The 21,048-nt window shown below is 68.7% G+C and carries 24 protein-coding genes; 14 read left to right on the plus strand and 10 right to left on the minus strand.

The window, feature by feature from the left end; translation table 11 throughout:
- Window positions 1-852 carry a glutamate racemase gene (locus BrevBR_RS07280; protein WP_340000451.1) on the minus strand — a complete coding sequence of 284 codons (852 nt, stop codon included), beginning with the start codon at window positions 850-852 and terminating at the stop codon, window positions 1-3.
- A gap of 123 nt (window positions 853-975) precedes the next feature.
- Between BrevBR_RS07280 and BrevBR_RS07285 the strand changes: the two genes are divergently transcribed.
- On the plus strand, window positions 976-3,144 hold the full coding sequence (locus BrevBR_RS07285) for a M3 family metallopeptidase (RefSeq protein ID WP_340000452.1): 2,169 nt from the start codon (window positions 976-978) through the stop codon (window positions 3,142-3,144).
- Window positions 3,145-3,245: 101 nt separating this feature from the next.
- Here BrevBR_RS07285 and BrevBR_RS07290 read toward each other — a convergent pair whose 3' ends face one another.
- Window positions 3,246-3,560: a UrcA family protein gene (locus tag BrevBR_RS07290; protein WP_332640165.1), complete on the minus strand. Its 315-nt coding sequence runs from the start codon at window positions 3,558-3,560 to the stop codon at window positions 3,246-3,248.
- A 174-nt stretch (window positions 3,561-3,734) separates the two neighbouring features.
- On the minus strand, window positions 3,735-4,034 hold the full coding sequence (locus BrevBR_RS07295; RefSeq protein ID WP_332640167.1) for a UrcA family protein: 300 nt from the start codon (window positions 4,032-4,034) through the stop codon (window positions 3,735-3,737).
- A 358-nt stretch (window positions 4,035-4,392) separates the two neighbouring features.
- Here BrevBR_RS07295 and ffh point away from each other — a divergent pair, with 358 nt between their 5' ends.
- From ffh to rimM, 3 genes are all read left to right on the plus strand, one after another.
- A complete protein-coding gene (gene ffh, locus BrevBR_RS07300; RefSeq protein ID WP_340000453.1) occupies window positions 4,393-5,916 on the plus strand; it encodes a signal recognition particle protein in 1,524 nt (507 codons plus the stop codon).
- Between the two features lie 24 nt (window positions 5,917-5,940).
- The gene (gene rpsP / locus BrevBR_RS07305; RefSeq protein WP_340000454.1) at window positions 5,941-6,525 is read left to right on the plus strand and encodes a 30S ribosomal protein S16; all 585 of its coding nucleotides are present in this window, start codon (window positions 5,941-5,943) and stop codon (window positions 6,523-6,525) included.
- A gap of 163 nt (window positions 6,526-6,688) precedes the next feature.
- On the plus strand, window positions 6,689-7,216 hold the full coding sequence (gene rimM / locus BrevBR_RS07310; protein WP_332640173.1) for a ribosome maturation factor RimM: 528 nt from the start codon (window positions 6,689-6,691) through the stop codon (window positions 7,214-7,216).
- Here rimM and BrevBR_RS07315 read toward each other — a convergent pair.
- On the minus strand, window positions 7,213-7,389 hold the full coding sequence (locus BrevBR_RS07315) for a YegP family protein (RefSeq protein ID WP_332640175.1): 177 nt from the start codon (window positions 7,387-7,389) through the stop codon (window positions 7,213-7,215). The genes rimM and BrevBR_RS07315 overlap by 4 nt on opposite strands.
- Window positions 7,390-7,517: 128 nt before the next feature.
- Between BrevBR_RS07315 and BrevBR_RS07320 the strand changes: the two genes are divergently transcribed.
- A complete protein-coding gene (locus tag BrevBR_RS07320; protein WP_332640177.1) occupies window positions 7,518-7,727 on the plus strand; it encodes a KTSC domain-containing protein in 210 nt (69 codons plus the stop codon).
- Between the two features lie 43 nt (window positions 7,728-7,770).
- A complete protein-coding gene (locus BrevBR_RS07325) occupies window positions 7,771-8,181 on the plus strand; it encodes a VOC family protein (protein ID WP_340000455.1) in 411 nt (136 codons plus the stop codon).
- On the opposite strand, the gene BrevBR_RS07330 is transcribed toward BrevBR_RS07325, so the two are convergent.
- Window positions 8,178-8,978, minus strand: a complete 801-nt coding sequence (locus BrevBR_RS07330) for an enoyl-ACP reductase FabI (RefSeq protein ID WP_340000771.1) — start codon at window positions 8,976-8,978, stop codon at window positions 8,178-8,180. The two genes, BrevBR_RS07325 and BrevBR_RS07330, sit on opposite strands and share 4 nt — an antisense overlap.
- A 337-nt stretch (window positions 8,979-9,315) precedes the next feature.
- Between BrevBR_RS07330 and BrevBR_RS07335 the strand changes: the two genes are divergently transcribed.
- Together BrevBR_RS07335 and BrevBR_RS07340 are read left to right on the plus strand one after the other, a co-directional pair.
- Window positions 9,316-9,831, plus strand: a complete 516-nt coding sequence (locus BrevBR_RS07335) for a hypothetical protein (protein WP_340000456.1) — start codon at window positions 9,316-9,318, stop codon at window positions 9,829-9,831.
- An 81-nt stretch (window positions 9,832-9,912) separates the two neighbouring features.
- Entirely contained in the window at window positions 9,913-10,485 is a 573-nt protein-coding gene (locus BrevBR_RS07340; protein ID WP_340000457.1) for a hypothetical protein, read from the plus strand.
- 4 nt (window positions 10,486-10,489) lie between these two features.
- Here BrevBR_RS07340 and fabB read toward each other — a convergent pair whose 3' ends face one another.
- From fabB to BrevBR_RS07355, 3 genes are all read right to left on the minus strand, one after another.
- Complete coding sequence (fabB, locus tag BrevBR_RS07345; RefSeq protein WP_332640183.1) at window positions 10,490-11,719, minus strand: beta-ketoacyl-ACP synthase I; 1,230 nt, start codon at window positions 11,717-11,719, stop codon at window positions 10,490-10,492.
- Window positions 11,720-11,778: 59 nt separating this feature from the next.
- Complete coding sequence (gene fabA / locus BrevBR_RS07350) at window positions 11,779-12,297, minus strand: 3-hydroxyacyl-[acyl-carrier-protein] dehydratase FabA (protein ID WP_332640299.1); 519 nt, start codon at window positions 12,295-12,297, stop codon at window positions 11,779-11,781.
- Window positions 12,298-12,701: 404 nt separating this feature from the next.
- On the minus strand, window positions 12,702-13,259 hold the full coding sequence (locus BrevBR_RS07355) for an SH3 domain-containing protein (RefSeq protein WP_340000458.1): 558 nt from the start codon (window positions 13,257-13,259) through the stop codon (window positions 12,702-12,704).
- Between the two features lie 30 nt (window positions 13,260-13,289).
- Here BrevBR_RS07355 and BrevBR_RS07360 point away from each other — a divergent pair, with 30 nt between their 5' ends.
- A complete protein-coding gene (locus BrevBR_RS07360; protein WP_340000459.1) occupies window positions 13,290-14,276 on the plus strand; it encodes a 2-hydroxyacid dehydrogenase in 987 nt (328 codons plus the stop codon).
- Between the two features lie 72 nt (window positions 14,277-14,348).
- A complete protein-coding gene (locus BrevBR_RS07365; protein ID WP_340000460.1) occupies window positions 14,349-16,373 on the plus strand; it encodes an alpha/beta hydrolase family protein in 2,025 nt (674 codons plus the stop codon).
- 19 nt (window positions 16,374-16,392) lie between these two features.
- Here the strand turns inward: BrevBR_RS07365 and BrevBR_RS07370 are convergent, their stop codons facing one another.
- Both BrevBR_RS07370 and BrevBR_RS07375 read right to left on the minus strand, forming a co-directional pair.
- Window positions 16,393-17,127 carry a HesA/MoeB/ThiF family protein gene (locus BrevBR_RS07370; protein WP_340000461.1) on the minus strand — a complete coding sequence of 245 codons (735 nt, stop codon included), beginning with the start codon at window positions 17,125-17,127 and terminating at the stop codon, window positions 16,393-16,395.
- A 45-nt stretch (window positions 17,128-17,172) separates the two neighbouring features.
- Window positions 17,173-17,562, minus strand: coding sequence for a BLUF domain-containing protein (locus BrevBR_RS07375; protein ID WP_332640191.1), 390 nt, complete (start codon window positions 17,560-17,562; stop codon window positions 17,173-17,175).
- Between the two features lie 142 nt (window positions 17,563-17,704).
- Between BrevBR_RS07375 and hslV the strand changes: the two genes are divergently transcribed.
- The 4 genes from hslV (at window position 17,705) to BrevBR_RS07395 (ending at window position 21,040) form a co-directional block, all read left to right on the plus strand.
- Window positions 17,705-18,262 (plus strand): ATP-dependent protease subunit HslV, encoded by a 558-nt coding sequence (hslV, locus tag BrevBR_RS07380; RefSeq protein ID WP_332640192.1) that lies wholly within the window; start codon window positions 17,705-17,707, stop codon window positions 18,260-18,262.
- Between the two features lie 65 nt (window positions 18,263-18,327).
- Window positions 18,328-19,242 (plus strand): DUF4440 domain-containing protein, encoded by a 915-nt coding sequence (locus BrevBR_RS07385; RefSeq protein WP_340000462.1) that lies wholly within the window; start codon window positions 18,328-18,330, stop codon window positions 19,240-19,242.
- Window positions 19,243-19,261: 19 nt separating this feature from the next.
- Window positions 19,262-20,563, plus strand: a complete 1,302-nt coding sequence (gene hslU, locus BrevBR_RS07390) for an ATP-dependent protease ATPase subunit HslU (RefSeq protein WP_340000463.1) — start codon at window positions 19,262-19,264, stop codon at window positions 20,561-20,563.
- Between the two features lie 12 nt (window positions 20,564-20,575).
- Window positions 20,576-21,040, plus strand: a complete 465-nt coding sequence (locus BrevBR_RS07395; protein WP_340000464.1) for a hypothetical protein — start codon at window positions 20,576-20,578, stop codon at window positions 21,038-21,040.
- The last annotated feature ends 8 nt before the right edge of the window (window positions 21,041-21,048 follow it).

The following is a 21,048-nucleotide window of genomic DNA, read 5'->3' on the forward strand; positions in this document are numbered from 1 at the left end:
TCAGGCCGGGGTGAAGGTCAGGGGCGCGCCCCAGAACTGGGCGACCAGATCCGATTGCGGACCGGCCTTGCCGCTGGTCAGGAAGTCGCGGCGGCCCGAGCCGCCCAGATCGTATTCCGGATGGCGCTCGAAATAGCGCGACAAGGCATCGGCCACAGCGGTCGGCTGGTGGATCACGGGCGTTCCGGCCGGCAGGGCGGCGGCGAACAGGTCGGCGACGATCTCATAGTGGGTGCAGCCCAGAATGGCCTGATCCGGATGGCGGCCGATGCGGCGGCGCAGGGAGTCGACATGATCCTCGACCACCACCTTCAGCTCCTCGGCCGGGGCGCCCAGTTCGATCAGGCCGGCCAGGCCCGGGCAGGGTTCCGAGAAGACGGCCAGATCCTCGCGCCGCTTGTCGATCTCGATCTCATAGACCCGGCTCATCGCCGTGGCCGCCGTGCAGAAGACGCCGGTGATGTCGATGGCCTCGATCTTCTCTCCGCGCCGCTCCGCCTCGAAGGTCCAGGGCAGGCCGGTGGCCGCCTCGATGGTCGGAACGATGATGCCAAGCACATTGATCGGACGGCCGTGGCGGGCGCGCGCCTCGGGCACCCAGGTCTGTTGCAGACGGCGCAGGGCGATGGCGCTGGCGGTGTTGCAGGCCAGGACGATGACATTGGCGCCGGCCTCGAACAGCCGTTCGCAGCCCGCGCGGGTCAGTTCGACGATCTCCTCGCCGCCGCGTCCGCCATAGGGGGCGTTGGCCTGATCGGCCAGATAGACGAAATCCCGGTCGGGGAACCGCCGCGTCAGTTCGCGGTGGACCGTCAGCCCGCCCACGCCGGAGTCGAATACGCCAATCGCCATGGCCGGGGCTTTAGACTTGCCGCTCCTTCCCGTCCACCGGCGAAGATTACGGCCCGTTCATGTGACAGTCAGCGGCCCGAGCGCCTAGGGTCCGGGGAACGAAGACCGCCCAGGGAGTTTCTCATGCACAGACGTCATCTTCTCATCGCCGGGGGCAGCATGTTCGCGCTTTCGGCCTGCGCCTCGAACGGCATGCCCATGGGCGGCGGAACATCCCCGGCGACGCTCGCCGCCGACGCGGCCGCCGCCCGCGCCGTCCTGCCGGCGCAGACGCCGCGCGCCGAGCTGCTGCAGCCGTGGACCGGGCCCTTCGGCGGGGTTCCGCCCTGGGACAAGGTGACGGCCCCGAAACTGCGCGCCGCCCTGCTGGAAGGCATCGACCTGCAGCGCGCCGAGATCGAGGCGATCGCCAACAATCCCGAGCCCCCGACCTTCGCCAACACCATGGTCGCCATGCAGATGGCCGGCGAGCCGCTGGACCGGGCCGGCGCCATCTACGGCGTCATGACCTCGAACATCGGCTCGGACGATTACAACGCCGTCGACACCGAGGTGTCGCCGCTGCTGTCCGCCGCCGGCGACGAAATCACCTTCAATGAGAAGCTGTTCGCCCGCATCAAGACCGTGGCCGACAATGCGCGCGCCATGGGCCTGACCGCCGAGCAGACGCGCATCGCCGAGCGCAGCCGCGACGCCTTCGTGCGCAACGGCGCCGCCCTGAACGCCGCCGGCAAGGCCGAGCTGGGCCGGATCAACACCGCCCTGGCCAACGCCTTCACCGCCTTCAGCCAGAAGGTCGTGGCTGACGAGAACACCTGGACCGTCATCCCGACCGAAGCCGGCGTCGCCGGCCTGCCCGCCTCGAACAAGGCCGCCGCGGCCGCCGCGGCGCGCAGCCGCAACGTCCAGGGCTGGGCCATCGTCAACACCCGCTCCAGCGTGGATCCCTTCCTCAGCTTCGCCGACGACCGCGGCCTGCGCGAAGTGGTCTGGCGCAAATTCGTCAACCGCGGCGACAACGGCGACCGCAACGACACCAATGCGACCATCGCCGAGATCGTGAAGCTGCGTCAGGAACGCGCCCGCCTGCTGGGCTTCGACAACCACGCCGAATGGCGGATGCAGGACACGATGGCGAAGACGCCGCGCGCGGCCATGGACCTGATGAACCGCGTCTGGGCCCCGGCCAAGGCCCGGGTGGCGGAGGAGGTCGCCGACATGCGGGCGATCGCCGGCCACGACATCGAGCCGTGGGACTATCTCTATTTCGCGGAAAAGGTCCGCAAGGCGAAGTACGACCTGGATCAGAACGAGCTGAAGCCGTATTTCGAGCTCAACAACGTCCGCGCCGGCTCGTTCGAGATGGCGCGCCGGCTGTACGGCTTCACCTTCGACAAACTGCCCGCCGGCGCCGTGCCGGTCTTCCATCCGGACGTGACCGTCTATGAGGTCAAGGACGCGGGCCGGCCGATCGGTCTGTACTACGCCGACGACTATGCGCGGGCGGGCAAGCGGTCGGGAGCCTGGATGACGACCTACCGGTCGCATTCGACCTATGACGGCGAGAAGAACACCCTCGGTTCGAACAACAACAATTTCGTCAAGGCGGAGGGCGGCGAGCCGATCCTGATCTCGCTGGACGACGCCGAGACCCTGTTCCACGAATTCGGCCACACCCTGCACGCCTATTCGTCGAAGGTGACCTATCCGGCCCTCGGCGGCACGCCGCGCGACTACGTCGAATATCCCTCGCAGGTGCATGAGCACTGGGTGCTGAGCCGGCCGATCCTCGACGGCTATATGAAACACTACCAGACCGGCGAACCCATGCCGCAGGCGCTGGTGGACAAGGTCCAGGCGGCCCAGACCTTCAACCAGGGCTATGCGACGGTCAGCTATCTGTCCTCGGCCCTGGTCGACATGGACCTGCATACGCAGACCACGCCGCCGACCGACATCGACGCCTTCGAGCGCGAGAGCCTGGCCCGCTACGGCATGCCGAAGGAGATCGTGATGCGGCACCGCCTGCCGCAGTTCAATCACCTGTTCACCTCGGACGCCTATTCGGCCGGCTATTACAGCTACCTCTGGTCAGAGGTGATGGACGCCGACACCTGGGCCTATTTCGAGGAGTCGGGCGACGTCTTCAATCCGGACATTGCGTCCCGTTACAAGGCCATCATCCTGGCCGAGGGCAACACCACCGACCGCGCCGAGGCCTATCGCCGCTTCCGCGGCCGCGACCCGGACGTGACGGCCCTGCTCAAGGTGCGGGGCTTCCCGACTTCCTGAGTGGTCCTGTCGCGCGCGCTGCCTGAGGGCGGCGCGCGGAACACGGGGCTCGGAATGAGAAGGGCCGGCGGATCACTCCGCCGGCCCTTCTTCCTTGCGGCTCACGCCGGCCAGGCGGGGACGACCATGGCCAGGATGCGGTCGCCGCGGCGGGCGCGGACATAGTCGTCCTGACGCGCGGCCGGAAGTCCGCGCACGGCTTCCTGCTGCACGCGCCGCACGCAGTTGTCGTTGACGATGCGCGGACCGACGGTGCACGCAGCACGCGCCGCGGCGGCGGCGCGTGCGTCGAAGGCTTCGGCGCCCGCGGCGGTCGACAGGTTGAGGTCGCCGAACGGCACGCGGACGGTCTGGGCCGCCGCCGGGGCTGCATGAAGCAGGGTCGCGGCGGCGAGGGCGAGGGCGGTCTTGATCATCTTGAAATCCTCCTGTCGCGGGGAGTGCGACGACAAGGCAGATGATAGGCTCGCGTGACAGTGACCAGACCAGAAGTGCGACAATTACTGCACTACAGCCCGAGAACTGCCAAGGCTGGCAAAAGTATGCCTTATGTCAACTCAAGGCCGCCGCTAAGGACGGCCCGCCTGACGTCAGACCACCAGGGGAAGGCGGCTCAGCGCGTAGTCGACCTGCACCGGCCCCGGCAGCAGCCGCACGGCCTCGGCCTGAACCGCCGCGCGGCAGAAAGCGCGGTCGCTGATGCGGCTGCCGGGCTTTCTGACCCCCCGGCACAGGGATCGGGCGGCGGCCTCGACGCGGGCGTCGAAGGCGGCGGCGCCGGCGGCGCTGGACATGTCCAGATCGCCCCAGGCGATCCGCGCCTCCTGGGCCGAAGCGGAGCCGGCGACGGCGAGAGCCGCGACGGCGGCGAGAGAAGCGAGAGCTTTCATGACGAACTCCTGGGGAGATCAACGTCGCTCTTGGCGGCGACAGGGCGTCTGATGCGCCCGGCCCGTTGCAGCCTCGTGAGCGTTCCGCGGCGAAATAGCGACGCCGCATGAATTCGCGGAAACCTGAACGGCGATCAGGCGCGGACAGCCCCGCGCCTTGTCTTCGCCCCGCTTTTCCGCCATAAGCCGCCGCTTCCGACGCAAGTGAACCTCGCGTCTCCACCGGGACGACCCCTGTTTCAACAGGACGAGCCCGGCGAGAACCCTCCGCCGACGTGATCGTCGCCGGAGGCCATTTCGCTATGGAGACCGTTTCACCCGTCGGTTTGGTGGCCCGCAGGGGCTGACGAGGTAGTGAATGTTCGAGGCTCTGAACGAGCGGCTGACAGGCGTCTTCGACCGGATCACCGGGCGCGGCGCCCTGTCCGAAAAGGACGTCTCCGAGGCGATGCGCGAAGTTCGCGTGGCGCTGCTCGAGGCCGACGTCGCCCTGCCCGTCGTCAAGGACTTCATCGCCTTCGCCACCGAACGCGCCACCGGCGAGGACGTCATCCGCTCGGTCAAGCCCGCCGATCAGGTGGTCAAGATCGTCTATGACGGCCTGGTCGAGATGCTGGGCGGGGACGAGCCGACCCCGATCAACCTGAACGCTACGCCGCCCGCCGTCATCCTGATGGCCGGCCTGCAGGGCTCGGGCAAGACGACGACCTCGGCCAAGCTGGCGCTGCGGCTGACGAAGTTCGACCGCAAGAAGGTCATGATGGCCTCGCTGGACACGCGTCGTCCGGCGGCCATGGAACAGCTGGCCACCCTCGGCAAACAGATCGAGGTCGCCACCCTGCCGATCGTGGCCGGCGAGTCGCCGATCCAGATCACCAAGCGGGCGCTGCAGTCGGCGAAACTCCAGGGCTATGACGTCCTGATCCTCGACACCGCCGGCCGCATCACGCTCGACGAGGCCCTGATGGCCGAGGTGGCCGAAGTCGCCGCCGTGTCGAAGCCCGTCGAGACCCTGTTGGTCGCCGACAGCCTGACCGGTCAGGACGCGGTCCGCACCGCCAAGGCCTTCCACGACCGCCTGCCGCTGACCGGCCTGGTCCTGACCCGCGCCGACGGCGACGGGCGCGGCGGGGCCATGCTGTCGATGCGCGCCGTCACCGGCCTGCCGATCAAATACATCGGCGCGGGCGAGAAGGTCGACGCGCTGGAAGTCTTCGACGCCCGCCGCGTCGCCGGCCGCATCCTGGGTCAGGGGGACATCGTCGCCCTGGTCGAGAAGGCGTCGCAGGAGCTGGACCAGTCCAAGGCCGAGGCCATGGCCCGCAAACTGGCCAAAGGCCAGTTCGACCTGAACGATCTGGCCGGCCAGCTGCAGCAGATGAAGAAGATGGGCGGTCTTCAAGGCATCATGGGCATGCTGCCCGGTGTCGCGAAGATGAAGGCCCAGATGGCCGACAGCGGCGTCGACGACCGCATGATCGCGCGTCAGGAAGCCATCATCTCCTCGATGACCAAGCTGGAACGCAAGAAGCCCGACCTTCTGAACGCCAGCCGCAAGAAGCGCGTCGCCGCCGGCGCCGGCGTCGAGGTCCAGGAGATCAACCGCCTGCTCAAACAGCACCGCCAGATGGCTGACATGGTCAAGTCCATGTCGCGCGGCGGCGGCAAGGGCATGAAGCAGATGGCCGCCATGATGGGCGGCCTCGGCGGTGGAATGGGCGGCGGCCCCGACATGGCCCGCCTCAAGGCGATGGGGGGCGGCCGCATGCCCGAACCCTCGGCCGACGAATTGAAAGCCCTGCAGGACCGCATCGCGGGCCTGGGCGGCGGACAACTTCCGGGAGGCCTTCCGGGTCTTCCGGGCTTCCCTCCCAAGAAATAGAACGACCAAGGAAAGAGACTGAAAATGCTGAAGATCCGTCTGGCCCGCGGCGGCGCCAAGAAGCGCCCCTACTATTACATCGTCGTCGCCGACAGCCACTCGCCCCGCGACGGCAAATTCATCGAGCGCGTCGGCACCTACAACCCGATGCTGCCGCGCGACGGCGAGCAGAAGCGCGTCACCCTGAAGGCCGACCGGATCTCGGAATGGCTGTCCAAGGGCGCCCAGCCGACCGACCGCGTGGCCCGCTTCCTGAGCCAGGACGAAGCCCTGGCCGGCAAGGTCAAGTGGACGCAAGGCAACAATCCGAACAAGGCGCAGCCGGGCAAGAAGGCCCAGGAACGCGCCGCCGAGCGCGCCCAGCGCGAAGCCGACCGTGCGGAAGCCGAAGCCGCAGCCAAGGTGGAAGCCGCCGAAGCCGCTGTCCGGGCGAAGGAAGAGGCCAAGGCCGCTGCTGAAGCCGCCAAGAACGCTCCGGCCCCCGAGCCCGAAGCCGCTGCTGAAGAGGCTCCGGCCGCTGAAGCCGTGACCGAAGAAGCCCCGGCCGAAACCGCCGCCGAGGAAGCCCCGGCCGCTGAAGCGACCGAGGAAGAGAAGACCGAGGCCTGATCCGGTGATCCTTCTCCCCCCGGGGGAGAAGGTGGCCGCCGAAGGCGGTCGGATGAGGGGGATGTCGGACGTGGAGCAGGACAGATGAGGGGAGCGGTATCGAACAGCCCCCTCATCCGTCCCGCTTCGCGGTCCACCTTCTCCCCCGAGGGGAGAAGGACCAATGACTGACAACAGCAAACTCATCCTCGTCGGCCAGGTCGCCGGCGGGTTCGGGGTCAAGGGCGAGGTGCGGGTCACCGCCTGGACGGCCGAGCCCATGGCCCTGCTGAAATACGGGACCCTGCTGCGCGCCGACGGCACGCCCGGCCTGACCCTGACCTCGGCCCGGCCCGAGAAGACCGCCGTGGTCGGCCGCGCGAAGGAGATCGCCACCAAGGAACAGGCCGACGCCCTGCGCGGGCTGAAGCTCTATATCCACCGCGACCGCCTGCCCGAGCCGGACGAGGACGAATTCTACCTGGCCGATCTGGTCGGGCTGGAGGCGCGCGACCCGGAGGGCGTGGTGCTGGGCTCGGTCCGCGCGGTGCAGAATTTCGGCGCCGACGACATCCTCGAGATCTCGCCCGCCGCCGGGGGCCCGACCTGGTATCTGCCGTTCACCAAAGAGGCCGTGCCCGAGCTGCACATCGCCGACGGCTGGCTGCTGGCCGTCAGACCGGTCGAGATCGGCGAGCGCGAACCGGACTAGCTGTTGTCCTCGGTCGGCGCCGACGGGCCATTGGACTTGATCGAGTCGATCGCGTTCTGGGCGCCGGCCTTAGAGGCGTAGTTCTCGGTCCAGAAGATGACTTCGCTGTTGTATTTGAAGCGGGCGCGGAACTCGCCCTTGTCGTTCTTCACGATTTCGAACTTGTGAGCCATGGCGCACTCTCCTGTCAGGGGAAGGGCCAAGCTGTCACAACCGTGACCGGGGGCAAACGGCGAAATGCACGCTGGCCGACACAGGCGCGTGATCGGAGCCGACCGCGGGGTCCGGCGTTCTCTCCGCCATGCCCTCCAGCGTCATCCGCCAGTTCAGCTATGACGAGCCGCGCCGCCGCCTGCGGATCACCTTCACGTCCGGCGACGTCTACGACTATCTCGATGTGCCGCCGATGGTCCCGGACGGCCTGAGGGCGGCGGGGTCGAAGGGCCGGTTCTTCTCCGCCCGCATCCGGGACCGGTTTGCGTTCGAGCGGATCCGGATCGCCGCGCCCTGATGCAGGCCAGGAACATCGGGCGGTAGCCGCGCGTTCGGACGTCATGCTCGACCACACCGGCATCGTCGTGACCGACCTGAAGGCCGCGCGCCGTTTCTATGACGCGATCGCGGAGGCCCTGGGGCTGGCGACAGCCGACAACGGCCCTGACGCCTTCCTGTTCGGCAAGAGCCGGGAGGAGCCGATCCCCTATCTGTGGATCGGGACGCTGATCCCGTCCTACTGGGTCGAGGGGTCGCGGCCGGGGATCAACCAGATGCACGTCGCCTTCCGGGCCGACAGCAAGGCGATGGTGCAGGCCTTCTACGACGCCGCGCTCAAGGCCGGCGGACGGGACAATGGTCCGCCGGGGCCGCGCGAGGGCGCAATGCAATACTATGGCGCCTTCGTGCTGGACCCCGACGGCAACAATATCGAGGCCTGCTATCGCGGCCCGGACGCAGAAGAGGCCTAGGAGGCTTCCTCGTCCGCCGCCATGCCCATCATGTGGAAGCCGGCGTCGACGTGGATGACTTCGCCGGTGGTCGAGAAGCCGAGATCCGAACACAGCCACAGGGCGCAGCCGGCGACGCCCTCCATCGAGGTGTCCTCCTTCATCGCCGACATGGCCCGGCCCTGGCTGATCATGCCGCGGCCGCCCGAGATGCCGGCCAGCGACAGGGTGCGCATGGCCCCGGCCGAAATGGCGTTGACGCGGATTCCCTTCGGCCCCAGGTCGCGGGCGATGTAGCGGGTCGCCGCCTCCAGCGCCGCCTTGGCCACGCCCATGGTGTTGTAGTTGGGGATGGCCCGTTCCGAGCCGAGATAGGTCATGGTCACCAGCGAGCCGCCGTTGGGCATCAGCTTCGACGCCCGCTTCGCCACATCGACGAAGCTGAAGGCCGAGATGTTCATGGCCAGAAGGAAGCTGTCGCGGCTGGTGTTTTCGACGAAGCTGCCCTTGAGCTCGTCCTTGTTGGCGAAGGCCACCGAATGGACGACGAAGTCGATGGTCCCGAAGGCCTTTTCCAGCTCGGCGAAGGCGGCGTCCATGGAGGCGTCGTCGGTGACGTCGGCCTGGATCAGCAGTTTGGCGCCGACGCTTTCGGCCAGCGGGCGCACCCGGCGCTCGAGCCCCTCGCCGAGGTAGGTGAAGGCCAGTTCGGCGCCCTGGGCCGCCAGCTGGGAGGCGATGCCCCAGGCGATGGAGTTGGAATTCGCCACACCCATGATCAGGCCCTTCTTGCCCTTCATGAGTTCACCCGCAGGCATGTTCCAGCCGCTCTCGCTCGCCATGGTCCGTCTCCTCAATTCAGTGGGGCCTTTCTGAACGTCTGAGCGCCCAGGGGCAAGCGAGGGCCGTGGCGTCGCCCTCCCTCTCCCACGCCGTCATCCTCGGGCTTGACCCGAGGATCAGACGCTGTCGCGAACTTGCGGCCGGCGGAAGGCTTCGCGGCCTGCGAACCCCCGGCTCGCACCGAGCGCCGGACGGTCTGGCCCTCGGGTCACGCCCGAGGGTGACGGCGGATAGAAGGGTCTCGAGATCGAAGACTTGCTGCGGCCTCGCTTCCGGGGTCAGGATGGACGGAACACACGCGGAGTCCTCCGGATGCGCCTTCTGCTGTCCCTTCTGTCGGTCTTGTCCCTGTGCGGGGTTGCGGCTCCGGCCCTGGCCCAGGCCGGGCCGCCGCCGTTGCGGGTCAAGGTTTTGCTGGCTTCGGACCCCTATATGGATGCTGCGGTGCGCGCCCGGCACGACGCCATGCTGCAGAGTCTGTCGGCGGGCGGGCCGACCGGCGGCTGGTTCGAACTGCTGCCCACCGGGCTGGACGTGGCCGGGTTCGAGCGCTGCACCATCTCGGCGCAAGACACCCCCTCCTGCGCCCGCCGGCTGTTGAGCGAACAGGGGGTCACCGGCGCGACGGTCGTCGTCCTCGCCGGCGGCGAGGCTGAGCGCGCAAGCTGGATCTGCGTCGGGACGGGCCCGCGGCCGACCGGCCCCGAGCGCCAGTTCATCCGCTTCGACCTGAACGCCGGGCTCGACCCCGCCTCTCCGAAACGCATGGAGACCCGCGCGGCGGCCGCCGGCTGCATCACCGGCGCGGGCGCCGAGAGCGGCTGGTAGGCGCCGCCGTCGGGGATAGCCGACTTGTTACGGCCACGCTTGCCGGGTCAGGATACCGGGAACACTCGCGGAGTCTTCCGTATGCGCCTTCTCCCGTCCCTTGTTGCAACCCTGAGCCTGTGCGGGCTGGCGGCTCCGGCCCTTTCCCAAACGGCCGGGGCCCGGCCAAAGGTGTCAGTGGTGGTGGTGACGCTGGATCAGGTCCGCCAGATCCAGCAGCGCCACGGCCGTTCGGCGCTCGCCTTCCTGGGGAATCCGGAGTGGGGACGGTTCGACTTCATCGACTCCACCCTGTCCCCCGAGCACTTCGGGCCGTGCGAGGGGGACCGGGCCGACGACGACCTGGACTACTGCGTCCGCTATTATCTGACGCGGGCCGCACTGGCGGCCGACGCGCCGCCGACGGTGGTGGTGGCCTTCGACGATCGGTCGCCCAGGGCGGCTGACCGGCAGGGCGGCGAGATGCGCGTGACCTGTTACGGCCGGGGCGTGGTTCCCGCCGAGCCGACGGCCCAGGACACATGGCTGTGGCCCGGCTCGATCCGCATGCATGGCGTCAACGACTGGACCCGCGACAGGGAGGCGCTCGAGGCCTGTATCAACGCGGCGGCGTCGGAGCCGTGGACGGGCCTGAGGCAGCCCGACCGCGACTGACGTTTCAGACCTTCGACAGGATCAGCGTCCCGTTCGTCCCGCCGAAGCCGAAGCTGTTGGACATGACGTGCTTCAGTTCGCCGTCGTGGCGTTTGCGCAGGATCGGCATGCCCTCGAACTCGGGGTCGAGGTTTTCGATGTGGGCGCTCTCGGCGGCGAAGCCGTGCTTCATCATCAGCAGGCAGTAGATCGCCTCCTGGGCCCCGGCGGCGCCCAGCGAGTGGCCCGTCAGCGACTTGGTCGAGCTGATCATCGGCAGGTCGTCGCCGAAGACGTTGCGGACCGCGCCCATCTCCTTGGAGTCGCCCACCGGGGTCGAGGTGCCGTGCGGGTTCAGATAGTCGATCCGCGGATTTCCGGCCATTTCGAGGGCGATCTTCATGCAGCGCTCGGCGCCCTCGCCCGAGGGGGCGACCATGTCATAGCCGTCGGAATTGGCGCCGTAACCGGTGACCTCGGCGTAGATGGTCGCGCCACGCGCCACGGCCCGCTCATATTCTTCCAGCACCACGATGCCCGCGCCGCCGGCGATGACGAAGCCGTCGCGGGCCACGTCATAGGCGCGGCTGGCGACCGAGGGGGTCTCGTTGAAGTTGGAGGACATGGCGCCCATGGCGTCGAACATGTTGGACATGGACCAGTCGATGTCCTCGACCCCGCCCGCGAAAACCACGTCCTGCTTGCCCCAGGCGATCTGTTCGGCGGCCGCGCCGATGCAGTGGGCGCTGGTCGCGCAGGCCGAGCTGATCGAATAGTTGACGCCCTTGAGCTCGAACCAGGTTGCCAGGACGGCCGAGGGCCCCGAGGCCATGGCCTTGGGAACGGCGAACGGTCCGATGCGCTTGGGCGAGCCTTTCTCCTTCGTCGTCTCGGCGGCCTGAAGGATGACCTGTGTCGAGGGGCCACCCTCGCCGACGATGACGCCGATGCGGTCGGACTTGATCTCGTCAGCGGTCATGCCGCTGTCCTTCAGCGCCTCCTCGAAAGCGATGTGGCCCCAGGCGGTGCCGTTGGCCAGGAAGCGGGCGGCGCGGCGATCGACATGCGGGGCCCAGTCCTCGGCCGTCACGCCCAACGACGGCGGGGCCCATACCTGCGAACGGAAGCCGTGCTGGATATGATCCGGGGCGGCCACCACGCCGGATTTCGCGTCGCGCAGGGACGCGGTGACCTCATCCTGGCCCGTGCCGATGGAAGAGACGATACCCAGGCCGGTGACGACGACACGCCGCATGATGTGGTTTCCTTCTTGAACTCAATTCGCCGCGTTGGCCGCGGTCTTGAAGTGACGGATCAGCCGCCGACCGGTTCCGCGCCGAACAGGCCGACCCGCATGTCGGTCGCCGTATAGATGGGGACGCCGTCGGCTTCGAGAACCCCGTCGGCGATGCCCATGACCAGACGGCGATTGATCACCCGTTTCAGGTCGATCTTGTAAACGACCTTCCTGACGTCCGGTGTCACCTGGCCGGTGAATTTGACCTCGCCGACGCCCAGCGCCCGGCCGCGGCCCGGGCCGCCGATCCAGCCGAGATAGAAGCCGACCAGCTGCCACATGGCGTCCAGGCCGAGGCAGCCCGGCATCACGGGGTCGCCGATGAAATGGCACTGGAAGAACCAGAGGTCGGGATGGATATCCAGCTCGGCCTCGACATAGCCCTTGCCGTGGGCGCCGCCGTCGCCGTTGATCTGCGTGATCCGGTCGAACATCAGCATCGGCGGGGCCGGCAGCTTGGCGTTGCCGGGACCGAACAGGTCGCCGCGGCCCGCGGCCAGCAGGGCCTCGTAGTCGAACGACGACGGATATTGGATCTGGCTCAATGCGGCGCTCCGGCGGATATCGCCGTGGAGGTACACGACGGGAACCGGAGGCTCAATGTTTTAGACGTCCGCCTTCAGACCGGATTATGTGGGCGGCGACCGGCCCCGGGCGGACGCTCGAGACGCATGACCATGCGGTCTCCATCGAACACCTCGACTCCGCTGCACGTGCGATGCAGGCCCAGTTGAAGGCCCGCGTTGCGAGCCGCCGCGCCGTCATCGGCGCATTCGACGAAGTCGAGCGCCGGCGATCGCCCCTGACGGTCGAAGAAAAGGAATTGGTAGGTGCGCACCCGAACACCCTCCGCCACGCGGCCTTCGCCCGGCAGCCGCCCCGTGATTCGCCGCCTGCCCTGCAGCCTTGTCAAAACACAGTTGCGCGACTGTGGCGCTTGTCAGCGGCCTCGCCCCGCCGGCCGCGAGGCGCTGCACAGGGCACGCTCCTGCGCCCCGAACACCGCCGTCTGACGCACCCAGCCGCGCAGGCGGCGGACGCGGATCTCGCACCAGCCGTCCTCGCACTTGTCCATCGAGGCCAGGGCGTGGGGGCTGAGCCGGGCCCGCACCGCCGCCGTGTCCGAACGGCCGGCGCGGATCGGAATCTCGGCGTCCGAGGCGTTCAGAATGCTGCGGCGGCTGGAGACCACGCTGCGGTGGACCCAGGCGACCGCGCCCTCGGGATCGCAGATCTTGCGCCATTCCGTGGTCTCGGCGACGACCTGGACCGGCAAGCCCGAGGCGCGGTATTCCCACAGGATGCGGTAATCCAGGCCGGGGCCGTAGCGCGCCCGGACCTCGGACGACTTCAGCGACAGCCAGCGCGGCACCGGCTGGCCGCTGGGCGTGGGCCGGCCATCGGGCATGGTCTGACCCGCGCCGGTCAGGATCCCCGCGCCGAGAACCGCCGCGATGACAGCCAGCCTTTGGAGGCGGGAGCGAGCTTTGCTAGACACCGTCTGGATCCGTGAAATCGAAGGCCTCGAATGTCCTCCCCCCGGCTTAAGGTCGTATTAACCAGACGCCTGCCGGACGCGGTCGAAACCCGCACGCGCGAGCTGTTCGACGCCGAGCTGAACCTGACGGACAGGCCGATGGACCGGGCGGCGCTGGAGGCGGCGGTGCGGCGGGCCGAGGTGCTGGTTCCGACCATCACCGACATCATCGACGCCGACCTGATTTCGAAGGCCGGCGATCAGCTGAAGATGATCGCCAATTTCGGCGCGGGGGTGGACCATATCGACATCGACGCCGCCGTGGCGCGGGGGATCATCGTCACCAACACCCCGGGCGTCCTGACCGAGGACACCGCCGACCTGGCCATGGCCCTGATCCTGGCGGTCAGCCGCCGCATCGTCGAGGGGGCCCAGGTGGTGGCCGCGGGCGGGTTCGAGGGCTGGACCCCGACCTGGATGTGCGGCCGCAAGCTGTGGGGCAAGCGGCTGGGCATCGTCGGCATGGGCCGGATCGGCCAGGCGCTGGCGCGGCGGGCGAAGGCCTTCGGAATGCAGGTCCACTATCACAACCGCAAACCGGTCCCGGCCATGATCGCCGAGGAGCTGGGGGCGACGTACTGGGACGATCTGGACCAGATGCTGGCGCGGATGGACCTGATCTCGCTGAACTGCCCGGCGACCAGGGACACCCACCACCTGCTGTCGGCCGAACGGCTGGCCCGGCTGCAGCCGCACGCCATCCTGGTCAACACCGCCCGCGGCGAACTGATCGACGAGGCCGCCCTGGCGGAGACCGTGGCGCGCCGCGCGATCGCGGGCGTGGGACTGGACGTCTATGAGCACGAGCCGGCCATCCATCCGGGCCTGATGAACCAGGCGAATGTCGTGCTGCTGCCGCACCTCGGGTCCGCCACCCTCGAGGCGCGTCAGGACATGGGCGACCGGGTCATCGCCAACATCCTCACCTTCCAGAACGGCCACCGGCCGGCGGACCGGGTGATTCCGGCGATGCTTTGACACGGACGGCTTGACGGAGCCGCCAACCTTGGGTTGGTAGGCGCCGGGGAAGCGTATCGGGGGCGTATCGACATGGCTGGAATGCACAAGGCGGCGCGGGCCGCCCTGTCGAGGCGCGGCCTGCTGGCCGGCGCGGGGGGTCTGACGGCGATGGCGGCCTTGCCGCCTGGTGCGGCCCGGGCCCAGGTCGGCGCCTATCCGCTGAGCGAATTCTTCAAGCCGACCATGAGCAGCGGCGCGGCCCTGTCGCCTTCCGGAAGCCGGATCGCCGTCGCCGAGAGCCTCGGCACGGACGAGGACCCGCGCAGCGCTGTCGACTTCATCGACGCCGCGGATCCCGAAGGCCAGCGTCGCCGGATCGAACTGGGCGCGGTCCGGGTGAGCTCCATCGAGTGGGCGAATGACGAGCGCCTTCTGGCGAGCGTGATCCTGAAGGCCCGGACGGCGACGCGGTCGATGGCCGGCTCCAACCGCAGGGTGGAGGGCGTCGAATATTATATGCGCCGCACGGTCTCGGTGAATGCGACGACCGGCGATGTCGTGGTGCTGTTCAGCGATCAGCGCAACCGGATGCGCAGCACCTTCGACATGGGCCGCATCATCGACATGCTGCCCGATGATCCCGACAACGTGCTGATGGCCGCGTGGGAATCCGACGGGGTAATGGGCCTGCACCGGGTGAATGTGAACACGGGCGCGGCGACCCGGATGGAACGCGGCGGGTCCGGCACCTATCACTGGCGGGCCGTCAACGGCGTGCCCGTCCTGCGTCACGACATGAACAGCCGCGGCACGGTCGAGACCATCATGGTCCGGGCGCCCGGCGAGACCGAGTGGAAGATGGCGCGCCGCACCCGCGTGCGGGAAGCCCCGGACTTCCTGTGGGTCGGCGCCGGCGAGACTCCCGGCAAGGTGCTGGTCATCGCCCGTCTCGACAACGAGGACGTTCAGAGCGTTCGCGAGATGGACCTGACGACGACCGCGCTCGGCGCGCCGCTGAACCCTCGCCCGGGCCGGGACGTCGCCTATGGCCTGCCGGACTCCGCCGGCAACTACCTGGGCGCCGCCTATTACGGCCAGCGGCTGGAATATGAGTTCGCCGATCCCGCGCTGGCGGTCCACCACCGGGCCCTCAACCGCTTTTTCGACAACAGGTGCAATGTCCACTTCACGGACGTCGACAAGGCGCGGAACCGCTTCATCGCCTATGTGAACGGACCGGAGGAACCGGGCAGCTGGTTCTTCTATGACAAGGCGGCGCGCGCGATCGTCAATCTCGGCCAGGCCCGGGACCTGGATCCGGCGCGGCTGGGCGCCAGCGAGGTGCTGCAGGTCCAGACCCGCGACGGCGCGACCATCGAGGCCTATCTGACCGCGCCTCCCGGCGGGGCTCCGGGCCCCCTGATCGTCCTGCCCCACGGCGGCCCCGAGGTGCGCGACACGCCGAGCTGGGATCGCCAGGTGCAGGTGCTGGCCGCGCAGGGCTGGTGGGTGCTGCGGCCGAATTTCCGCGGCTCGGGCGGCTATGGCCAGACCTTCGCGCAGCAGGGCTGGACCCGCTGGGGCGACCGCATGCAGGACGACGTCGAGGACGCCGTCGCCCACGCCGTTTCCGCAAAGGGGCTGGACGCGTCGAAGGTCGGGATCATGGGCACCAGCTACGGCGCCTATGCGGCCCTGATGGGGGCGGTGAAACGGCCGGACCTGTACAAGGCCGCGATCGGCATCTGCGGCGTCTACGACCTGCCCGACGTGCTCGCGTGGGAGGACCGCGAGGACGATACACCGGGCCAGCCGATCTACGAATTCTGGACCAAACGCATCGGCGATCGGTCGGTGATGGGGGCTGCGCTCGAGGCGGGTTCCCCCCGCCGTCGGGCCAATGAGATCACCTGTCCGGTGGTGCTCGTGCACGGGGTCGACGACCCCGTCCTGCCGCTGATCCAGTCCCGCCGGATGCGCGACGCCCTGCGCAGCGCCGGCAAGACCGTCGAGCTGATCGAGGTCGAGGACGCGGGGCATGCGGACTGGGAGGACGCCAAGGAGCAGGAGCTGATGACCCGCTACGTCGCCGTGTTCCGTCAGGCCTTCGCGTGACGCCGCGCTAAGACGGCGCTCAGCCGCACACGGGGCAGCCGGGATCGGCCGTCACGGCGACGGTCCGGGCGGTCCCGGCCAGGCCGTCATAGATCAGCAGCCGCCCCGCCAGCGGCGCGCCGGCGCCGACGACCAGTTTGATCGCCTCGATCGCGGCCATCGATCCGATCACGCCCGCCAGGGCGCCGATCACGCCGACGCGGGCGCAGGTTTCGGCGTCCGGCGGCGTTTCGGCAATCAGACAGCGATAGCAGGGGCGGCCGGTGAAGACCCCGACCTGTCCGTTCCAGCGGCCGAGGGCCCCGGACACCAGCGGAACCCCCGCTGCGACGCAGGCGGCGTTGACGGCGAAACGGGCGGTGAAGTCGTCCGTCCCGTCGACGACCGCGTCGCAGCCCTCGATCAGGCGGGCGGCGTTGTCTCCGGTCAGCCGTTCGGCCGCCGGCTCGACATGGACGTGGGGGTTGAGGGTGGTCAGGGCCTCGGCTCCCGCCTCGACCTTGGCGCGGCCCAGGTCTGGCGTGGCGAAGGCGATCTGGCGCTGCAGGTTGGACAGGCCGACCGCATCGTCGTCGATCAGCCGCAGGGTTCCGACGCCCGCCGCGGCCAGATACAGGGCCGCAGGTCCGCCGACCCCGCCCATGCCCACGATGGCGATGCGCGCGGCCTTCAGCCGTTGCTGGCCGGGACCGCCCACTTCGGACAGGACCAGGTGGCGGGCATAGCGTTCGATTTCGTCGTCGGAAAAGCTCACCGCTCTCCGTTAGGCCGGGATCGCCCGAAGGTCACCAGGATTGGGTCACGCGGCCTTGCGAAAGGCCAGCATGGCTTCGGCCTCTCGGGCCGTCATCAGCGACAGGCAGGGCAGGCCGAATTGACGCAGCAGAGGTTCGGGATCCGCGCACAGCCCCATCGGCTCGGTCAGCAGCCGCTGGCTGATGGGCGTGTCGACCAGAATTCTGAGACCCGAATGGCGGCCGTCGGTCAGCAGGCGGCGGATCAGCCGATCGATATCGGACCGCGATCCTTCGATGGCCTGAAGGATATGCCCCTGGTGGAACATCACGCAGCTGGTGATGTGGTCGCGCCGGTTGTTGCGCTCGGCATTGCCCAGAATCTGGGCGATGGAGAGCGTCGATACGCCGGTGGCGCCGACAGCTTCGCTGGCGTAGATGACGCGGTGAAGCACGTCGTCTCCCTTATATGGCCGAATGTGGGGAATAGTTTGTCGTTGTAACGGATTACATTGGTAACAATATGGCGCAGCGTAGCCGTTGTATTTCCCTGCTTTCCTGCTTGCCGCGCCGCATTTCGGTCGCCATCTGAAACAAATGGCTAACGACTCATCCAACTTTCCCGACTGGCACGGCACCACCATTCTGGCGGTGCGCAAGGACGGCCGCACCGTCATCGCGGGCGACGGCCAGGTCTCCATGGGCCCGACCATCGTCAAGGGCGCGGCGCGGAAGGTCCGCATCCTGGCTGGGGGCAAGGTGCTGGCGGGCTTCGCCGGCGCCACCGCCGACGCCTTCACCCTGATCGAACGGCTGGAGGCCAAGCTGGAACAGTATCCGGACCAGCTGGCCCGCGCCTGCGTCGACCTGGCCAAGGACTGGCGCACCGACCGCTACCTGCGCCGGCTGGAGGCCATGCTGCTGGTCGCGGACAGGAGCTCGATCTTCACCGTCACCGGCGTCGGCGACGTGCTGGAGCCCGAGCACGGCGTGGCCGCGGTGGGATCGGGCGGCAACTACGCCCTCGCCGCCGCCCGGGCCCTGCTGGATCACACCGAGCTCGACGCCGAGGCCATAGCCCGCCGCGCCATGGCCATAGCGGCGGACATCTGCGTCTACACCAACGGCAATCTGACGGTTGAGACGCTGGACTGATCTTTCCGCGATTTAACGGGACAGACGGCGGCTTCTGACGCTCCATGGCGGGCGGAGGATGTCCCATGCGCGCTTTCGTCTTCGCGGCGGCCCTGCTGGCCGCCTCACCCGCCGTGGCCCAGAGACCGGACGCGGCGGCGGTCGTGGCCGCCGAGCGGGCCTTCGCGGCGGACGCTCCGTCGATGGGCATCGCCGGCAGTTTCAACAAATGGTCGACGCCCGACGCCATACTGATCGGCGGCGGACGGATCCTGCGGATCGGGGAGGCCTATCCCGACGGCCCCCGGCCGGCGGACGAGCCCCTGCTGGAATGGTGGCCGAATTTCGCCGGCATATCGCGCTCGGGCGACATGGGCTTCACGACCGGCGGGGTGCAGGTCGGCGGGCGGCGCACCGGGCACTATTTCACCGTCTGGAAGCATCAGGTCGATGGCTCGTGGAAATGGATTTACGATGGCGGGTCGGGCGCGAGCGCCGCGGATGTGCCGGGACCGGACAGCGAGCCGGTGATTCTGCCATTCGGACCCGAGCTTCTGCAGGTCGCCCCCGAAGGTCGGCCCGCTTCCAGCGCCCTGGCGTCCCGCAACGCGATGGCGGAGGTCGAGGCCCGCGAGGCGGCGCTGGCCCGGGCGGCCGCGACCGATCAGAGATCGGCCCACCTCGACGCCATGGCCGACAATGGCCGGCTCTATGTGGCGCCGAGACCGCCCGCGATCGGGCGCGCGGCCTTCGCCGAGGCGCTTTCGGACTGGCCCGCGACCTTCCGGTTCGGCCCGACCGGGGGCGGCGGCGCCTCGCGCTACGGCGACATGGTCTGGACCTACGGCCCGGCGGACTGGACCACCGATGGACAGGCGCGGACGGGCCACTACGTCCGCATGTGGCAGAGACAGGAAGGCGGCTGGAAGATCGTCCTGGCCCAGCTGATTCCCGCCCCGCCTCCCCCGCCGGCGCCCCCGCCCCCTCCCGCCGGGAGCTGAGCCGCCCTATCTGCGATTCATGACCGACCTCTCCCCCCGCGAAATCGTTTCCGAACTCGACCGCTTCATCGTCGGCCAGCAGGACGCCAAGCGCGCCGTGGCCGTGGCCCTGCGCAACAGATGGCGCAGAAAGCGCGTGCCCGATGAGCTGCGCGACGAGGTGACGCCCAAGAACATCCTGATGATCGGCCCCACCGGCGTCGGCAAGACCGAGATCGCCCGGCGGCTGGCCCGGCTGGCGGGCTCGCCCTTCCTCAAGGTCGAGGCGACCAAATTCACCGAGGTCGGCTATGTCGGCCGCGACGTCGACCAGATCATGCGCGACCTCGTCGAGGCGGCGCTGGTGATGGTCCGCGACAAGCGCCGCGCCGGCGTCAAGGCCAAAGCCGAGGGCCAGGCCGAGGAACGCATCCTCGACGCCCTCGTCGGCCCCGGCTCCCAGCCGGCCACCCGCGAAAGCTTCCGCAGGAAGCTGCGCGCCGGCGAGATGGACGACAAGGAGATCGAGATCACCCTGGCCGACACCAGCTCGCCCATGCAGGGGCTGGACCTGCCCGGCGGCGGCAATGTCGGCATGATCAATCTGTCCGAAATGCTGGGCAAGCTGGGCGGCGGACGGACGAAGACGGCCAGGCTGACCGTGCGCGAAGCCGTCGCGCCCCTGGTCACCGAAGAGAGCGACAAGCTGCTGGATCAGGAAAGCCTGACCACCGAAGCGCTGCTGCTGGCCGAAAACGAGGGCATCGTCTTCATCGACGAGATCGACAAGGTGGCCGGCCGCTCCGACCGTTCGGGCGGCGACGTATCGCGCGAGGGTGTGCAACGCGACCTGCTGCCCCTGATCGAGGGCACCACCGTCTCGACCAGATACGGGCCGGTGAAGTCCGATCATGTGCTGTTCATCGCCTCAGGCGCCTTCCACGTGGCCAAGCCCTCGGATCTGCTGCCCGAGCTGCAGGGCCGGCTGCCGATCCGGGTCGAGCTGAAGGCCCTCACGCGCGACGATTTCGTGCGCATCCTGACCGAGCCCGAGGCCAATCTGATCCGCCAGAACCAGGCCCTGCTGGCCACCGAGAACGTCACCCTGACCTTCACCCCCGACGCCATCGAGGCCATGGCCGACGCGGCCGTGGCGGCCAATGGCGCGGTCGAGAACATCGGCGCGCGGCGGCTGGTGACGGTGATCGAACGGGTGCTGGAAGAGACCAGTTTCAAGGCCTCGGACCTGACCGGTCAGACTGTCGCCTTCGACGGTCCGAAGGTGCGCGAACTGGTCGGCGAGCTGGCGCGCGACGCGGATCTGAGCCGGTTCATTCTGTAGGCGGGGTCAAAGATGTCCCCCGGCGCTTTCCTCACCCGCCATCTGCCCTGGCGTTACGCCCGGCTCTACTACGGCGCCACGCGGCCGCTGCGGCGCCTCGTTCACCGGATCCGGTACCGGCGCATGCCGCCGGGCGGCTGGGGCAGGGGGTGGCGGGTGCTGGTGTTCCGTTATGGGCATCAGCCGCGCCGGCAGCTGCATGTTCTGGCGCCCGTCGACGGGGACCAGTTCGACTGGGAGGTTCTGCGGCTGCATGTCCGGGGCGCGCCCTGGCCCCCGCACACGCATGAAGCCGGACAGCAGACGGGCGTCATGGGCTGGGCAGGTCACCACACCTATGTGGTGACGGACGAATTCGGACCGCAACGGCTCTCGATGGGCAGGCTCGTTCCCGGCGAATTCGGAGGCGGCGTCGACGTGGGCTTCGTGCTGATCGATGTTCGGGAGGCCCGTCTGGAAGCCGCCGACCCGGCTTGAAACCGGAA

The sequence above is a fragment of the Brevundimonas sp. BR2-1 genome (assembly GCF_037626195.1).
Classification (GTDB): Bacteria; Pseudomonadota; Alphaproteobacteria; order Caulobacterales; family Caulobacteraceae; genus Brevundimonas.

Excerpts from the sequence above, each read along its gene's own strand:
- BrevBR_RS07280 (WP_340000451.1), bottom strand. The coding sequence starts at position 852 with ATGGCGATTGGCGTATTCGACTCCGGCGTGGGCGGGCTGACGGTCCAC.
- BrevBR_RS07285 (WP_340000452.1), top strand. The coding sequence starts at position 976 with ATGCACAGACGTCATCTTCTCATCGCCGGGGGCAGCATGTTCGCGCTT.
- BrevBR_RS07290 (WP_332640165.1), bottom strand. The coding sequence starts at position 3,560 with ATGATCAAGACCGCCCTCGCCCTCGCCGCCGCGACCCTGCTTCATGCA.
- BrevBR_RS07295 (WP_332640167.1), bottom strand. The coding sequence starts at position 4,034 with ATGAAAGCTCTCGCTTCTCTCGCCGCCGTCGCGGCTCTCGCCGTCGCC.
- ffh (WP_340000453.1), top strand. The coding sequence starts at position 4,393 with ATGTTCGAGGCTCTGAACGAGCGGCTGACAGGCGTCTTCGACCGGATC.
- rpsP (WP_340000454.1), top strand. The coding sequence starts at position 5,941 with ATGCTGAAGATCCGTCTGGCCCGCGGCGGCGCCAAGAAGCGCCCCTAC.
- rimM (WP_332640173.1), top strand. The coding sequence starts at position 6,689 with ATGACTGACAACAGCAAACTCATCCTCGTCGGCCAGGTCGCCGGCGGG.
- BrevBR_RS07315 (WP_332640175.1), bottom strand. The coding sequence starts at position 7,389 with ATGGCTCACAAGTTCGAAATCGTGAAGAACGACAAGGGCGAGTTCCGC.
- BrevBR_RS07320 (WP_332640177.1), top strand. The coding sequence starts at position 7,518 with ATGCCCTCCAGCGTCATCCGCCAGTTCAGCTATGACGAGCCGCGCCGC.
- BrevBR_RS07325 (WP_340000455.1), top strand. The coding sequence starts at position 7,771 with ATGCTCGACCACACCGGCATCGTCGTGACCGACCTGAAGGCCGCGCGC.
- BrevBR_RS07330 (WP_340000771.1), bottom strand. The coding sequence starts at position 8,978 with ATGCCTGCGGGTGAACTCATGAAGGGCAAGAAGGGCCTGATCATGGGT.
- BrevBR_RS07335 (WP_340000456.1), top strand. The coding sequence starts at position 9,316 with ATGCGCCTTCTGCTGTCCCTTCTGTCGGTCTTGTCCCTGTGCGGGGTT.
- BrevBR_RS07340 (WP_340000457.1), top strand. The coding sequence starts at position 9,913 with ATGCGCCTTCTCCCGTCCCTTGTTGCAACCCTGAGCCTGTGCGGGCTG.
- fabB (WP_332640183.1), bottom strand. The coding sequence starts at position 11,719 with ATGCGGCGTGTCGTCGTCACCGGCCTGGGTATCGTCTCTTCCATCGGC.
- BrevBR_RS07360 (WP_340000459.1), top strand. The coding sequence starts at position 13,290 with ATGTCCTCCCCCCGGCTTAAGGTCGTATTAACCAGACGCCTGCCGGAC.
- BrevBR_RS07365 (WP_340000460.1), top strand. The coding sequence starts at position 14,349 with ATGGCTGGAATGCACAAGGCGGCGCGGGCCGCCCTGTCGAGGCGCGGC.
- hslV (WP_332640192.1), top strand. The coding sequence starts at position 17,705 with ATGGCTAACGACTCATCCAACTTTCCCGACTGGCACGGCACCACCATT.
- BrevBR_RS07385 (WP_340000462.1), top strand. The coding sequence starts at position 18,328 with ATGCGCGCTTTCGTCTTCGCGGCGGCCCTGCTGGCCGCCTCACCCGCC.
- hslU (WP_340000463.1), top strand. The coding sequence starts at position 19,262 with ATGACCGACCTCTCCCCCCGCGAAATCGTTTCCGAACTCGACCGCTTC.
- BrevBR_RS07395 (WP_340000464.1), top strand. The coding sequence starts at position 20,576 with ATGTCCCCCGGCGCTTTCCTCACCCGCCATCTGCCCTGGCGTTACGCC.